Source organism: Bradyrhizobium sp. HKCCYLRH2047, from assembly GCF_051168175.1.
In the GTDB taxonomy this organism is placed as follows: domain Bacteria; phylum Pseudomonadota; class Alphaproteobacteria; order Rhizobiales; family Xanthobacteraceae; genus Bradyrhizobium.
This window is the reverse complement of the sequence record NZ_JBNPUM010000017.1, coordinates 24977-38718: the sequence shown is the minus strand read 5'-3', so window position 1 is coordinate 38718 and position 13742 is coordinate 24977. Positions and strand designations below refer to the sequence as shown.

Here is a 13742-nt window from a genome sequence, read left to right as displayed (position 1 = left end):
GCGAAGCCGATCGGCGCTGCGGCGGAGAGAGCGGCGCGCTCAGCTGAGTGGCGCCAATGAAACGTGTTGCTCACAATGAAACGTGTTGCTCACAATGTGATGAGACACGCGTGCGAGACACGGTGATCCCCTTCGTCGGAACGCGGGAGCACGAGTGTCTCTCAGCCATCGATGGCCAAGCCGTGACCGATGGTGCCATGAAGATAAGCGCAATCTGCCGATATTGCCAGCGCGAGCCGACTCAACGGTTCCGGCCCTCGGCAAACTATATTCGCCGCGCGGCCTTGTAATCCCCCAGAAAATCTCTACCTTGAGGTAGTTCGATTAGCCGCTGTGCCTTTCTGAATGTGCCTGTGGGCTATTTCCAAAAGTCATCGCTCAGTTGAATGAGATCGCGTGATGGTCGCGCGATGAATGATTTGGAGATAGACATGCAGGGTACCGTCAAGTGGTTCAATGGCCAGAAGGGCTTTGGTTTCATTCAGCCGCAGGATGGCGGGAACGACGTGTTCGTTCACATCAGCGCGGTTGAACGCGCTGGTCTCGCCGGTCTGGCTGAGGGCCAGAAAGTCAGTTTTGAGGTCAAGACGGACAAGATGCGCGGTAAAACCAGCGCAGAAAATCTCGCGCTGGTCTGACCGTACTGATCAGACGTCTCTGACGTCTTAGGCCATTTCACGGATGTACTGAAATGGCTGGTTTGCCCGCTCGATCCTGTATTGAGCGGGCTTTCTGCGTCTCGACGGTAACCCGCATCTCCGGAAGGATCAGTCGATGGCTACCAAGAAGATGTCAGAGCGCTCCCCCGAAAGCATCGCGCGGTCGGAGCGCCAGCGCGTCGCCGCCGAGGACGGGGCGAAGGCGCGCGCCGAATGGGATCAGCGCGCGATGGCGGTCCGCAAGAACATGGAGCGGCTGCGCGTGTTGCGGCTCGCCAAGGAAGCGGAAGCTGCGCAAGCGGGGTCTGATGCGGCGCCTGCGCCGAAGCGGCGCAAGAAGGTCGTTCGCTAGGGCTGCTTCATCTCGCCTTCCGGCGTCGGGTGCCCGGTGGAATTATCGGAACTTCGTTGCCGGTGCTCGAACAGACGGGCGATCCATGCCTGATTACTACGCCCCAACCGTGTCCCGCGTACAGACCCGACCTTCGTACCGAGGAGGCTGACGTGGCCAAGCCGACCGCTACAGACGTTCGCATTGCCAAGGATGAGACGCAGCGTGGAGCCCAGACGATCGCATTTGCGCTCGCAATCGGCGCCACACGGCAGGTCTGTCATCTCGAGACCTGCTTCTGCACGCGCAACCAGGCGTTCGCCTATCTGCAACGGAACCGCACGGCGTTCGAGCAGATGGCGCGCGAGCAGTTTGCCCGTGGCGAGGTGACCGACGGCGTCATCCATCTAAGCATGATCTGAGGCGATCCGCCACACGCGGGCCTCAGAAGGCCCTGCCCGACGCGCAACGCGCTGTTGCTGCTACTCCGCCTTCTGTTTGACCGGAAGCGGAATGCGCTCATAGGACGCGGGCAGGTTGACGGGGCGATAGTCCTTCGATTCCGCGATCCGCATCAGCACGCTCTCATGAACGAAGGCGCCGTCGGGGATGAAGCGCGGTTCGCCATTCGGAATGTAGAAGCCGAAATGCGCCTTGCGTTCCGGCCATTCCTTGTACGTCGCGCTCTTCGGCAGCCATTCGAGCACCCGCCAGGCCGCTGTCATCGAATCGTGCAGCGGTCCCTGGACGCTCGGCGCCACATAGGAGAACGGACTGTTCTTGCGCTGCACGCCCCAGGCGAGCTGATTCACCGTGCGCGGATTGACCGTCAGCCCGGCCTCGACCGCCTCGTCGATCATCCACAGCAGCGGATATTTCGAAGCCGCCGACCGGACCTCGGGATAGCCGCCGCCGACGTCGGAATGCACGCCGGCGAACCACACCTGTTTGGCGTCCTGCGGTCGCGCCTGCGCCTTGTTGAAGCGGTTCGGCGTGAAGGTCTGCGGCATGCCCCACGGCTTCAGCCGGAACATGCAGCGGCGCTCGTCGATCGCCGCAGCCTGGCGGAAGATCTTCACGCTCGGGTTCTCGATCGTGAAGGCGAGCTCCTCGAGGCTCGGCAGCGCGAACAGCCGGTCGGTGCGCGGCACGATCACGCTCGCCACCGTGTCCCACACGCCGACGAAATGGATTGTCGGCCAGCGCGCCGAGGTGATCCGCGCGAACTGCGCGGCGTGGTCGTCGCGGCTCTCCGGGATCGGCCCGTCCTCCTCGGTGCTCTCGAGCTCCTTGGTGATGCCGCGCCCGGCCTTCGGATTGTCCGAGGAGTACTTCTTGTAGGCGATCACGCCCGGGCCGACGAGATTGATCTGACCCGGCGAGATCAGCCCGATCTTGTGGATCAGCCCGGCCAGCACGCGCACGGTGTAGGCGCCCCGCGAGAAGCCGAACAGAAAGATGCGGTCGCCGTCCTCGTAATGCGTGGCCAGGAAGGAGTAGGCGTTGATGACGTTGTCGTCGAGGCCGTAGCCGGTCGCGAGCCCCAGCACCATGTTGAAATTGGCCTTGAAGCGGTGCCAGGTGTCGGGCTGGGTCAGCGTGCCGACGCCGGGATCGTAGAATACGGCCTGATGCGGTGTCGTCTTGTCGGTCTTGCGCAGGCAGCGATAGAGCTTGAGTACGTTCGAGATGTTCTCACTGATCTCGTTGCCGGTGCCGTCGCAGCAGATGACAATATTCTTCATGGCAAAGGAATGTCCGCAATAATGCTACCGCAACGAGTGTAGAGCATCCGGCTGGTGTTGGGGAGGTCGGTTCCCTATGGCACTTCGTCTGGGTCGCTGTTGCGCGCGGCGCGGCCGACATGGCGGAGTGACTGCTGGGCGCCGTTGTACGAACGGATGGTCACCCGACCTGTCCTGCCGCCCCGCGCCGGCTGCCTTGTCCAGAGTTGTCAGTTGATCACGGCATCCGCAAGCAAAACGGCCGGATCTCTCGACCCGGCCGTTTCGACATCTCGTTCAGCTCGAAGCCCCGCTCGTGACGCGTCCGGCTTCTGCATCAATCTTGAATTTCGGTTGGCTCTCTCAGCTCGCCTTCGCGACCGGGGCAGCGTCCGCCGCCTTCTTCTCGATGGCGCGCTTCAGCTCCAGCGCGCGCGGCGACAGGGTCGCGGCGTTGGCCTTGAGCAGATAGGCGTCGAGGCCGCCATTGTGGTCGACGCTCTTGAGCGCGTTGGTCGAAACGCGCAGGCGCACGTTGCGGCCGAGTGCATCCGAGATGAAGGTCACGTTGCACAGGTTCGGCAGGAAGCGCCGCTTGGTCTTGATGTTGGAGTGGCTGACCTTGTGGCCAACCTGGGGACCCTTGGCCGTCAGTTCACAGCGCCGCGACATGGCAATAAATCCTCTCTCATCCCCGCACCCTTCGTCCGCCTATGTCGGCGGGCCGCGGGGGTCCAAAACTCGTCCAGCTCGTCTCTGGGAGATGCGGTCCTATAGGGGGGATGCGGCTTTTCGTCAAGGTTTTGAAGGCTGCAGCAAATACCGAGAGCCGGGCCGGCGAACCCGGAGGACGCGACCCATGCCTCCTCCTGGTCGGGCCGAAATCGCCGACCAGCAGAAAAGCAGGCGTGTAATCAATAGTATAGCCGGCAGTTTAGACCATATAAAGGGCGCATTCGGACGTGATGGATGGATATCCCGCGAACGGTCCGGAATGGCGGCATGCTGGCGCGGTCGGAGGTTCGCGGCTCGGTTCCGGCAGCGCTGCGGACGACGGTTCTGAGTGCTGTTCAGGCGCAAAGCGCTGGACAAACCGCCATTGTCGGACGGTTCGCGTTGTTTGAAGGCGTTTTTGGCTTAAGTAGCAAGGACGGCGCGTCGGATCGGTCCGGCGCTCAGGCAGGCGGATCGGCAGGATCATTCGTCACGTGACCATCATCTCGGTTCCCTCATTTCTCTCGGGCCGCCTGGCCGCGGCCGGGGCAGCGCTCTGCCTGTTGTTGCTGGCGCAAGGCGTCCAGGCGCAGGCTCGGTTGGACGCTCAATACGAGGCTTCCCTGGCCGGCATCCCCGTCGGCAAGGGCACCTGGGCGGTCGAGATCGGGGATGATCAGTATGGTGCTGCGGCTCAGGGCGGCACCGCCGGCCTGCTCAAGAGCTTCTCGCAAGGATCAGGCACGGGCTCGGTGCAGGGACGCGTCGTCAACGGCGCCCTGGTCGGCCAGAGCTACCAGGCCTCGACCTCCACGGGAAAGAAATCGGAGCAGATCCGCATCAATCTGCAGAACGGCACCGTGAAGGACTTCGCCATCGAGCCGGCGCCTCCAGTCGATCCCGACCGCATTCCGGTGACGGATGCCCACAAGCGCGGCGTGCTCGATCCGATGACGGCCTCTCTGGTGCGGGTGCCGGGCAATGGCGAACTGCTGTCGCCGGACTCCTGCCGCGGCGTTGCGCCCGTGTTCGACGGCCGCATGCGCTACGAGCTCAAGCTCGACTACAAGCGCATGGAGAACGTCAAGGCTGACAAGGGCTATCGCGGTCCGGCGCTGGTCTGCGCGATCTACTTCACGCCGGTCGCGGGCTACATCCCGGACCGGCCGGTCATCAAATATCTGGCTCAGGCCCGCAACATGGAGATCTTCTTCGTGCCGATCGCCGGCACCCGCGTGCTGGTGCCGTTCAAGATGGTGATCCCGACCCCGCTGGGGACCGCGATGCTGGAGGCGACGTCGTTCATCACCCAGGCGGCGCCGCACGTCGCCAAGACCCAGTAGCGCCTCGTATCGCTGCTCCTCCACATCCGAATCTCGTCGCTGTGGCACGGCCCCGTCAGCGGCTGAGCCGCAACAGCGGCCGTGGCGTGAAGGTCTGGCGGCATGCCGTCCGCTCTCGCTTGAATGCGATGGAGATTCCGCGTTGACCTCCGATTTGCCGGTCCCCGTATGGATGCTGTCTGCTGCGCGTGAATCCGTTTGACTCTTCCCTGATTCTGATTCGACTCGGGACGCCCTGAAATGCGCGCCAGTTCCATCGGGAAAGCGTTGCTTGTGGAGCCCGCGAAAACTTGATCTAGTGCTGGCTTGATCGCAGAGCGCGAGATGTTGCGGTGAACGAAGCCTGAAAGCCGACAGAGTCAGCGATTCCTTCGCGATTCGTTCTCAAGGCGTTCCGAAGCTTAAGCTGCGGCACTATATGCGTCACAATGTGAGACAGGGGTCAGCATCTCAGCCTCTCCAGACACACGACAATTCCGCATCCGTCGCGCGTGAACGACGCGCTTCCAACGCCGGCTTCGAGACCCACATTTAACGAATGGCTTTTTCGTCCTCTTCGGCTGCCTCGCCTTTCGAGCGCACGTCCGACCGTGCTCCCGGAAGCGGCGTCACCGCCGTGCTCGGCCCCACCAACACCGGCAAGACGCATCTGGCGATCGAGCGCATGCTCGCGCATTCCTCCGGCATCATCGGACTGCCGCTGCGGCTGCTCGCGCGCGAGGTCTACAACAAGATCGCCGATCGCGTCGGCAGCGAGGCCGTCGCGCTGATCACCGGCGAGGAGAAGATCAAGCCGAAGAACCCGCGCTATTGGGTGTCGACGGTCGAGGCGATGCCCAGGGATCTCGACGTGTCGTTCCTGGCCGTCGACGAGATCCAGATCGCGTCCGATCTCGAGCGCGGCCATGTCTTCACCGACCGCATCCTCAATCGCCGCGGGCGCGACGAGACGCTGCTGCTCGGGGCTGCGACGATGCGCCCCATCATCGAGCGGCTGTTGCCCGGTGCGTCGATGGTGACACGGCCACGATTGTCGCAGCTCGAATTCGCCGGCGACCGGAAGATCACGCGGCAGCCGCGCCGGACCGCCATCGTGGCGTTCTCGGCTGACGAGGTGTACGCCATCGCCGAGCTGATCCGCCGCCAGCATGGCGGCGCCGCCGTGGTGCTGGGATCGCTGTCGCCGCGCACGCGCAACGCGCAGGTGGCGATGTTCCAGAACGGCGACGTCGACTATCTCGTCGCCACCGATGCGATCGGCATGGGGCTCAATCTCGACGTCGATCACGTCGCCTTCGCATCCGACCGCAAATATGACGGCTATCAGTTCCGCCGGCTCACGCCGTCGGAGTTTGCCCAGATCGCCGGCCGTGCCGGACGCGCGACGCGTAACGGCACGTTCGGCACCACCGGACGTTGTGCGCCGTTCGAGCCCGAGCTGGTCAATGCGCTCCAGAACCACACCTTCGATACCGTGAAGGTGCTGCAATGGCGCAACTCCAGGCTTGATTTCGCGTCCTTGAGCGCGCTCCAGGTCTCCCTGGCGATTACGCCGGGGCATGACGCGCTGACGCGCGCGCCGACCGCGGAGGATCTGCGCGTGCTCGATCATGCCGCGCGCGATGCCGAGGCGCGCGACATGGCGCATGGCGCTGAAGCGGTCGAGCGTCTCTGGGAAACCTGCCAGATTCCCGACTATCGCAGGCTGTCGCCGGCTGCCCATGCGGAGCTGGTGACCACCGTGTTCGGCTTCCTGATGCAGAAGGGGCGTATTCCGGACGCCTGGTACGCGGCCCAGGTCGATCAGGCCGACCGCGTCGATGGCGACATCGATACGCTGTCGGGGCGGATTGCACAGATTCGCACCTGGACCTTCGTGGCCAACCGGCCCGACTGGCTGCGCGACCCTGATTATTGGCAGGGGATTACCCGCGAACTCGAAAATAAATTGTCAGACGCCCTTCATGAACGGCTCACGGAGCGTTTCGTTGATCGTCGTACCAGTGTATTGATGCGGCGCCTGCGGGAGAACAGTGTTTTGAATACGGAAATCGGCAAGACCGGCGAAGTGATCGTTGAAGGGCACGCGATCGGCCGCCTGGATGGATTCACCTTCGCGCCCGACGCCGCCGAAGCCGGCTCGGAGGCCAAGGCCTTGCAGGCTGCTGCCCAGAAGGCGCTGGCCGGCGAGATCGAGGCGCGCGCCGAGAAGCTGTCCGGCGCGCCCGACGAGCACATCGTGCTCACCGCCGACGGCACGATGCGCTGGACCGGCGACGCGGTCGCCAAGCTGGTCGCGGCCGACGACGCGCTGCATCCGCGCCTGCGCATCATCGCCGACGAGCGGCTGACGGGTGCTGCGCGCGACAAAGTCCAGGCGCGGCTCGATCTGTGGCTGAAGACGCATATCGAGAAGCTGCTCGGCCCGCTGTTCGAGCTGTCCAAGGCCGAGGACATCACCGGCATCGGCCGCGGCATCGCGTTCCAGCTCGTGGAGGCGCTCGGCGTCATCGAGCGCGCCAAGATCGCCGCCGAGATGAAGGATCTCGACCAGCCGTCGCGCGCCACCTTGCGCAAATATGGCGTGCGCTTCGGGGCCTATCACATCTACGTCCCGGCACTGCTCAAGCCGGCGGCGCGCGCGCTCGCCGCGCTGCTGTGGGCCGAGAAGCAGGGCAATGTCGACATGTCCGCGCTGACCGGCGCCCAGCATCTGGCGAGCTCGGGCCGTACCTCGTTCCCGGTCGACAAGGCGCTGCCGCGCGATGCCTATCGCGTGCTCGGCTATAAGCAGGCCGGCGAGCGCGCCGTGCGCGTCGACATCCTGGAGCGGCTGGCGGACCTGATTCGTCCCGCCCTGGCCTGGCGCGACAATGCGCCGGGCGAGAAGCCGGCCGGCGCCTTCGACGGCCGCGGCTTCGTGGTGACGCAGGCGATGACCTCGCTCACCGGCTCGGCCGGCGAGGACTTCGCCTCCATCCTGCGCGCGCTCGGCTATCGCATGGAGAAGCGTCCGCCGCTGCCGCCCAAGCCGATTGAGAAGCCCGTCGAGGCTGCTGCCATCGCGGAAGCTGCTGCTGCCGAAGCCGCTCCGGCAGATGCGCAGGCTGTGCCGGGCGAGGACCTCGCAGTTGTCGCCGGCGAGCCGGCCGACGAGCAGGTTCCCACCGTCGCGGAGGCCGCCGTCGCTCCGGTGACCGAGCAGGCCGTCGCCGTGCCCGCGATGGTCGGTGAGGAGCAGCCGGAAACCACGTCGGGATCGGCCCTGGCATCGCTGCCGACCGTCGATTTCGTCACGCCGGATGTGGCGGACGCCGCTTCCATGGCCGAGACGGCCGCCGAAAGCGTCGTCGCCGAGGCGGAAACCGCCGTCGCTGCGGATGCGCCGCAGCCAGAAGCCGCGGAGGCCGTTGCGAACGAGGCAACAAGCATCGGCGACGCTTCGGCTGAAGCTGCCGCGGCGGAAACTGCTGCTGGATCGACCGCCACCGAGGCTTCTCCCGCCGAGGCCTCGCCTGCTGCCGAGCCCGTCCTGGTCGAGGTCTGGCGGCCGGGCGGGCGGTCGGAGGAGCGCAGGCCGCGCCACGACCATCATCATCGCGGCCGGCCCAACCGTCCGCAGCATGAGCGCGGGCAGGGGGGCGGCGGCGGTCAGGCATCGGCCGGGACCGCTCCGGCCGAGGGCGGCGAGGCGCGCGAGCGCCATCACCGCGGCCATGGTCGGCGCGACCGGATGAAGGAGTTCGGCAAGGACTTCCGCAAGGGCCCGCCGGAGGCGGGTGCGGCGCCAGCCGAGGGCGCGTCGGCGCCGGCGCGCGAGGATCGCGGGCCGCGCCGCGATCATGATGCCAAGGGGCGCGACCAGAACCGGGACCGCAACAAGGGCGGCAAGTTCGGGGGCGACCGCGAGGGGCGCGGTGGCCGCGACTTCGGCAAGGGCGGCCGCGACAAGCGCGACAGCGGCCCGGCGCTGCGGCCCTACGCATCGAGCAGCGGCGGCGGCCGGGATCGCGACCGTCCGGTCGATCCCAATTCGCCGTTTGCCAAGCTTGCTGCGCTCAAGGAGCAGCTCGCGGGGAACAACCGCAAGGACTGAGCGGCAAGATCGGTTGGCAAGATTGGTTGGAAGGACAACGCCGACGTCCGACACCCCGTCAGAGCGCCAGCGCATCGACAAATGGCTGTGGCATGCGCGGCTGGTGAAGGCGCGCACCAGCGCCGCGGCGCTGGTGTCGTCGGGGCATGTCCGGGTCAATGGTGTGCGCGAGACCTCGCCGGGCCATGGGGTGAAGACCGGTGATGTGCTGACCATCGCGCTCGATCGCAGCGTGCGCGTGCTCAAGGTGACCGGCTTTGCCGCGCGTCGCGGCGACGCCGCGTCCGTGCGCGGGCTCTACGACGACCTCGAAGGTCGCGGCCGAAGTTGATTGGTTGCGCCGGCGCAATTCCAATTCAGTTCTTCGCCCCGCTTCACTTGCGGCACACCACGTCCTGCGCTAGTCCAAGCCAGCCGATTTGTCGATCCGTTCCGGAGCCCTGGATGACTTACGTCGTCACCGAAAACTGTATCAAATGCAAATACACCGATTGCGTTGAGGTCTGCCCGGTAGACTGCTTCTACGAGGGCGACAACATGCTGGTGATCCATCCGGACGAATGCATCGATTGCGGCGTGTGCGAGCCGGAATGCCCGGCCGACGCGATCAAGCCGGATACCGAGCCGGGGCTGGAGAAATGGCTGGGCGTGAACGCCGAATATGCCAAGTCCTGGCCCAATATCACGCAGAAGAAGGACCCGCCGGCGGATGCCAAGGAGCACGACGGCGAGGACGGAAAATTCGAGAAATATTTTTCATCGAAGCCGGGCGCCGGAGACTGACGGGTCACCTCTGCGCTGGCGCGAGAGCGGCGCCGGCAATTCTGCCGCTGGCCGTGGCTGATTGGAATCGCCACGCGGAAACAATGGCCTAGAACGAGATTGCGGCGAGCGGGAACCGCCGCATGAGTTGTTCTATTCCGGCACGCTTCACTTAACCCTAACTTCGTGGACCCGTCACAATACCGCCCCTGCGGCCTCTAAATCATTGATTTTTGCGGTAAATGTGCTATATATAGCACATTCTCAGAGCCGAACCCGGCCATGCGTACCTTTTTTTGGCCGCCCTTTTAGGTTCCCGCAACATCAAACAGGGGCGTGGCAGTTCCGCGCGCAGGCTGTGTCACAGAAAACGCGTAAAAAGAGTGCTTCCAAGAGTACAAAAAAAGCCGCCGCGGCCAGCCGCAGCGTTTCCAAGGGCCGTGCCCGGGCTCCTGTAAAGGAGATTCGGGCTGCCGCGAAGGCCTCGGCTGCCAAGTCCACCAAGAACAAAAGAAGCGCAATGCCTGAAAAGACTGCCAAGACTGCCGCGAAAGCATCCGCCGCGAAGACCACTCTTGCAAAGGACTCTGTTGCCAAGGCTGCGCCCGCCAAGGCCGCCGCTGCGCCCAAGGCTGCCACCAAGACCGCCATTCCTGCGGCTGCTGCCCCTGTTGCCAAGCCCGCCGTCGCCGCCAAGCCGGCTGCTCCCGTCGCGGCCGCGCCGCGCGTCGAGGAGAAGAAGCTGCCGACCCAGCGCCAGGGCTTCAAGACCAACGAATTCGTCGTCTATCCGGCTCACGGCGTCGGCCAGATCCTGGCCATCGAGGAGCAGGAGATCGCGGGTGCGAAGCTCGAGCTGTTCGTCATCAACTTCATCAAGGACAAGATGACGCTGCGCGTGCCGACCGCCAAGGTCGCCAATGTCGGCATGCGCAAGCTGTCTGACCCGGCGCTGGTCAAGAAGGCGCTGGAGACCCTGAAGGGCCGCGCCCGCGTCAAGCGCACGATGTGGTCGCGCCGCGCCCAGGAGTACGAAGCGAAGATCAATTCGGGCGACATCGTCGCCATCGCCGAGGTCGTGCGCGATCTGTATCGCTCGGAGTCGCAGCCGGAGCAGTCCTACAGCGAACGCCAGCTCTATGAAGCGGCGCTCGACCGGCTGTCGCGCGAGATCGCGGTCGTGCAGCACTCGACCGAGACCGAGGCCGTCAAGGAGATCGAGACGCAGCTCGCCAAGAGCCCGCGCCGCGGCGCCAAGACCGAAGCCGATGCGGTCGCCGAGGGCGATGCGGAAGGCGAGGGTGATGACATCGACGGCGACGATACCGCCGTGGCCGACGAGGCCGCCTGATCGACCGTTCAAGCGTTTTCGAATTAGTTGCTTACGAAAGCCCGGCCGCAAGGTCGGGCTTTTTGTTTGCCTAGCTCAAAGGGGACGCTGTCGAGACCGGCAAGTCCCCGGCACGGCACCCGCACGCAGCTCACGCAACAGCTTCGACTTTGGCCTGTGCCGCCTTGATGTCTTGCACCGGTGGACGGCCGAACAGGCGACGATATTCGCGCGTGAACTGCGGCACGCTTTCGTAACCCACGGCGAACGCCGCACTGCTCGCGCTGATGCCTTCGGCCAACATCAGCCGGCGCGCCTCGATCAGCCGAAGCTGCTTGTGGAATTGCAGTGGCGACAGGGAGGTGTGTCTGCGGAAGTGCTGGTGGAAGGAGGACAGGCTCATACCCGCGACAGCCGCGAGCCGCTCGACCGGCAGGGCCTGGGTGAACTCGGCGCGCAACAGGGCTACCGCACGGGCGATGCGCTGGGCGTGGCTGTCGGGGCCACCGAGCCGGCGGATCGCCGCGCCGTGCCGGCCGGCGAGCAGCCAATAATGCATCTCGCGCAAGAGTTGAGCCTGCAGCACCTGCAATCCGGCAGGACGATCGAGCAAGCGCATCAGGCGTAGCGCCGCGTCCGTCACTTCCGCCTCGGTCGGCTCGACCCGGACGGCAAAACCGTCCGTCGCCGTCGTGCCGTCCATCTGCAGGATCAGCTCCGCGATCAGCGCCGAATCGAGCTCCAGTACCAGCGACAGATAGGGCGCCGCGCGGGTCGCGCGCGTGATCTGGCTGACGGTCGGCACGTCGGCGGTGATGATCAGCGAATCGCCTGCGGAAAACGTCAGTCCCTGCAGCCCCATCGTGACCTGCTTGCTGCCCTGCACAACTAGACACACCAGCGGCCGCGAGATGGCGTAGACGAGCTCGCTCGGTGCGGTCGCGCGCACCGTCGTGAGTCCGGGGATCGGGGTCCTGGCAATCCCGGCTGTATCGGCGCGGACAGCGGCATAGCGGCTGACGGCATTGAGCAGGCTGGTCATGTCCGTAACTTAGCCCGCTCTCGCTCTCCACACACCCCGATTTGGAGGATCAGGCAAGGAACGGCGCGGTTCCGGCAACTCCGCCGGTGGTCGGTGTCCAATATCCGACCAGTCAAACCCGACCGGAGAAAAATCATGACCAGGATCGCACTCGTGACCGGCGCCAGCCGCGGGCTCGGCCGTAGCGCGGCACGTCATATTGCCCAACGCGGCAGTGACCTCATCCTCACCTATCAGAACCGGGCCGAGGACGCGGCGGCCGTCGTCGAAGAGATCGAGGCGATGGGCCGCAAGGCGCTGGCCTTCCAGCTCGACACCGGTGATGTCGCCGCCTTTGCGCCGTTTGCGGAGACGCTGCGCGGAGCGCTGCGCCGGACTTGGCAGCGCGACACGTTCGACCACCTCGTTAACAACGCCGGCCATGGTGACCATGCGCTGATCGCCGACACAACGGAGGCGCAGTTCGACCGACTGGTCGATGTTCACTTCAAGGGCGTCTATTTCCTGACCCAGGCGCTGCTGCCGCTACTCGCCGATGGCGGCCGCATCGTCAATCTGTCGTCCGGCCTGACGCGGGTCTCGTTTCCAGGTTATGCGGCCTATGCGGCCGCGAAAGGTGCAGTGGAGGTTCTCTCCCTCTATCTGGCGAAGGAGCTGGGCAGCCGCGGCATCGCGGTGAACACCGTGGCGCCAGGGGCGATCGAAACCGACTTCGGCGGCGGTGCGGTGCGCGACAATCCCGAGATCAACAGGGTGTTCGCCAGCATGACTGCGCTCAGCCGCGTCGGCGTGCCCGACGATATCGGCCCGATGATCGCGAGCCTGCTGTCAGAGGACAACCGCTGGATCAATGCGCAGCGAATCGAAGTCTCCGGCGGCCAGGCGATCTGATCGAGCCCGCAAGCAGGAAATTGCCGTGAGCGCCATGACTGGACAGTTGGGAACGATTGATCGTCTGTACGTGCTCGATGCCGGCAAGGCGATCGCGCCGGATCGGTCCGTCTACACGCCGGGCAAATGGCAGGGCGAGCCGGCGACGCTGAGCTGCCATGTCTATCTGCTGCAGCGACGGGGCGAATGGATCCTGTGGGACACTGGGATCGACGAGAGGCTGGCCGATGCGCCGGAAGGCCCGATCATCGCCCACGGCATCAGAGGCCTGGTCACTAAGCCTCTCACTGCTCAGCTAGCCGAAATCGGCCTCGCGCCGGCCGATGTCGCGATGGTGCTGCTGTCCCATGCCCATTTCGATCACATCGGCAATGCCAGGCTGTTCCGCGATGCGCGCTGGTACATCCAGCGGCGGGAGCACGCGGCGATGTTCGGCAAGGACTTCAGCACCTTCGGCTACGCGCCATTGCTCTACGATTGCCTCCGGCAAGCCCGCCTCGAATTGATGGACGGGGATGTCGATCTGTTCGGTGACGGTTCGGTGCGCGTCATCTCAACGCCTGGCCATACGCCGGGCCACTGCTCGCTGCTGGTGCGGCTCGCCGGCTCCGGGGCGGTCCTGCTATCGGGCGACGCCGCGCATGACCGCTACAACATGGCGCATCGCTGCGTGCCGACGATGAATGCAAGCGCCGAGGCGACCCTGACATCAATGGAGCGGATCGCCGCCATCGTCGATGCAGAGCGCGCGCAGCTGTGGCTCAACCATGATACGGCGCAGTCGGCGGGGCTTGCGCACGCGCCGGCGTATTTCGACTAGGGGGCGTTCACTCGTCCGTCCGCCCCTCGA

At 65.1% G+C, this 13742-nt stretch carries 13 protein-coding genes; 10 read left to right on the top strand and 3 right to left on the bottom strand.

Annotated elements, in window-relative coordinates; translation table 11 throughout:
* The first annotated feature begins 431 nt into the window (after positions 1-431).
* The 3 genes from ACQR1D_RS29015 to ACQR1D_RS29005 all read left to right on the top strand — a co-directional run bounded on the left by ACQR1D_RS29015 (position 432) and on the right by ACQR1D_RS29005 (position 1412).
* Positions 432-638: a cold-shock protein gene (locus tag ACQR1D_RS29015; protein ID WP_315715242.1), complete on the top strand. Its 207-nt coding sequence runs from the start codon at positions 432-434 to the stop codon at positions 636-638.
* Positions 639-774: 136 nt separating this feature from the next.
* Positions 775-1011, top strand: coding sequence for a transcriptional regulator (locus ACQR1D_RS29010; protein ID WP_315800576.1), 237 nt, complete (start codon positions 775-777; stop codon positions 1009-1011).
* Between the two features lie 152 nt (positions 1012-1163).
* Positions 1164-1412, top strand: a complete 249-nt coding sequence (locus ACQR1D_RS29005; RefSeq protein WP_434890424.1) for a hypothetical protein — start codon at positions 1164-1166, stop codon at positions 1410-1412.
* Between the two features lie 60 nt (positions 1413-1472).
* Here the strand turns inward: ACQR1D_RS29005 and ACQR1D_RS29000 are convergent, their stop codons facing one another.
* Both ACQR1D_RS29000 and rpmB read right to left on the bottom strand, forming a co-directional pair.
* Positions 1473-2735, bottom strand: a complete 1263-nt coding sequence (locus tag ACQR1D_RS29000; RefSeq protein ID WP_315800574.1) for a T6SS phospholipase effector Tle1-like catalytic domain-containing protein — start codon at positions 2733-2735, stop codon at positions 1473-1475.
* A 342-nt stretch (positions 2736-3077) separates the two neighbouring features.
* A complete protein-coding gene (gene rpmB / locus ACQR1D_RS28995) occupies positions 3078-3386 on the bottom strand; it encodes a 50S ribosomal protein L28 (protein ID WP_172114511.1) in 309 nt (102 codons plus the stop codon).
* 608 nt (positions 3387-3994) lie between these two features.
* Between rpmB and ACQR1D_RS28990 the strand changes: the two genes are divergently transcribed.
* From ACQR1D_RS28990 to ACQR1D_RS28970, 5 genes are all read left to right on the top strand, one after another.
* Positions 3995-4771, top strand: a complete 777-nt coding sequence (locus ACQR1D_RS28990; protein ID WP_434894231.1) for a DUF3108 domain-containing protein — start codon at positions 3995-3997, stop codon at positions 4769-4771.
* Between the two features lie 538 nt (positions 4772-5309).
* Positions 5310-8867, top strand: a complete 3558-nt coding sequence (locus tag ACQR1D_RS28985; RefSeq protein ID WP_434894229.1) for a helicase-related protein — start codon at positions 5310-5312, stop codon at positions 8865-8867.
* 73 nt (positions 8868-8940) lie between these two features.
* Positions 8941-9198, top strand: coding sequence for an RNA-binding S4 domain-containing protein (locus ACQR1D_RS28980; protein ID WP_315800916.1), 258 nt, complete (start codon positions 8941-8943; stop codon positions 9196-9198).
* A 113-nt stretch (positions 9199-9311) separates the two neighbouring features.
* On the top strand, positions 9312-9650 hold the full coding sequence (gene fdxA, locus ACQR1D_RS28975; RefSeq protein WP_035660174.1) for a ferredoxin FdxA: 339 nt from the start codon (positions 9312-9314) through the stop codon (positions 9648-9650).
* Between the two features lie 499 nt (positions 9651-10149).
* Positions 10150-10980 (top strand): CarD family transcriptional regulator, encoded by an 831-nt coding sequence (locus tag ACQR1D_RS28970; RefSeq protein ID WP_315800572.1) that lies wholly within the window; start codon positions 10150-10152, stop codon positions 10978-10980.
* 130 nt (positions 10981-11110) lie between these two features.
* Here ACQR1D_RS28970 and ACQR1D_RS28965 read toward each other — a convergent pair whose 3' ends face one another.
* Positions 11111-12001 (bottom strand): AraC family transcriptional regulator N-terminal domain-containing protein, encoded by an 891-nt coding sequence (locus ACQR1D_RS28965; protein ID WP_434894230.1) that lies wholly within the window; start codon positions 11999-12001, stop codon positions 11111-11113.
* Between the two features lie 135 nt (positions 12002-12136).
* Between ACQR1D_RS28965 and ACQR1D_RS28960 the strand changes: the two genes are divergently transcribed.
* Complete coding sequence (locus ACQR1D_RS28960; RefSeq protein ID WP_434840304.1) at positions 12137-12892, top strand: SDR family NAD(P)-dependent oxidoreductase; 756 nt, start codon at positions 12137-12139, stop codon at positions 12890-12892.
* Positions 12852-13712 carry an N-acyl homoserine lactonase family protein gene (locus ACQR1D_RS28955; RefSeq protein WP_434840305.1) on the top strand — a complete coding sequence of 287 codons (861 nt, stop codon included), beginning with the start codon at positions 12852-12854 and terminating at the stop codon, positions 13710-13712. The genes ACQR1D_RS28960 and ACQR1D_RS28955 overlap by 41 nt, the downstream gene beginning before the upstream one ends.
* The last annotated feature ends 30 nt before the right edge of the window (positions 13713-13742 follow it).

Excerpts from the sequence above, each read along its gene's own strand:
- ACQR1D_RS28955 (WP_434840305.1), top strand. The coding sequence starts at position 12,852 with ATGCGCAGCGAATCGAAGTCTCCGGCGGCCAGGCGATCTGATCGAGCC.
- ACQR1D_RS28965 (WP_434894230.1), bottom strand. The coding sequence starts at position 12,001 with ATGACCAGCCTGCTCAATGCCGTCAGCCGCTATGCCGCTGTCCGCGCC.
- ACQR1D_RS29000 (WP_315800574.1), bottom strand. The coding sequence starts at position 2,735 with ATGAAGAATATTGTCATCTGCTGCGACGGCACCGGCAACGAGATCAGT.
- ACQR1D_RS29010 (WP_315800576.1), top strand. The coding sequence starts at position 775 with ATGGCTACCAAGAAGATGTCAGAGCGCTCCCCCGAAAGCATCGCGCGG.
- rpmB (WP_172114511.1), bottom strand. The coding sequence starts at position 3,386 with ATGTCGCGGCGCTGTGAACTGACGGCCAAGGGTCCCCAGGTTGGCCAC.
- ACQR1D_RS29015 (WP_315715242.1), top strand. The coding sequence starts at position 432 with ATGCAGGGTACCGTCAAGTGGTTCAATGGCCAGAAGGGCTTTGGTTTC.
- fdxA (WP_035660174.1), top strand. The coding sequence starts at position 9,312 with ATGACTTACGTCGTCACCGAAAACTGTATCAAATGCAAATACACCGAT.
- ACQR1D_RS28970 (WP_315800572.1), top strand. The coding sequence starts at position 10,150 with ATGCCTGAAAAGACTGCCAAGACTGCCGCGAAAGCATCCGCCGCGAAG.
- ACQR1D_RS28960 (WP_434840304.1), top strand. The coding sequence starts at position 12,137 with ATGACCAGGATCGCACTCGTGACCGGCGCCAGCCGCGGGCTCGGCCGT.
- ACQR1D_RS28985 (WP_434894229.1), top strand. The coding sequence starts at position 5,310 with ATGGCTTTTTCGTCCTCTTCGGCTGCCTCGCCTTTCGAGCGCACGTCC.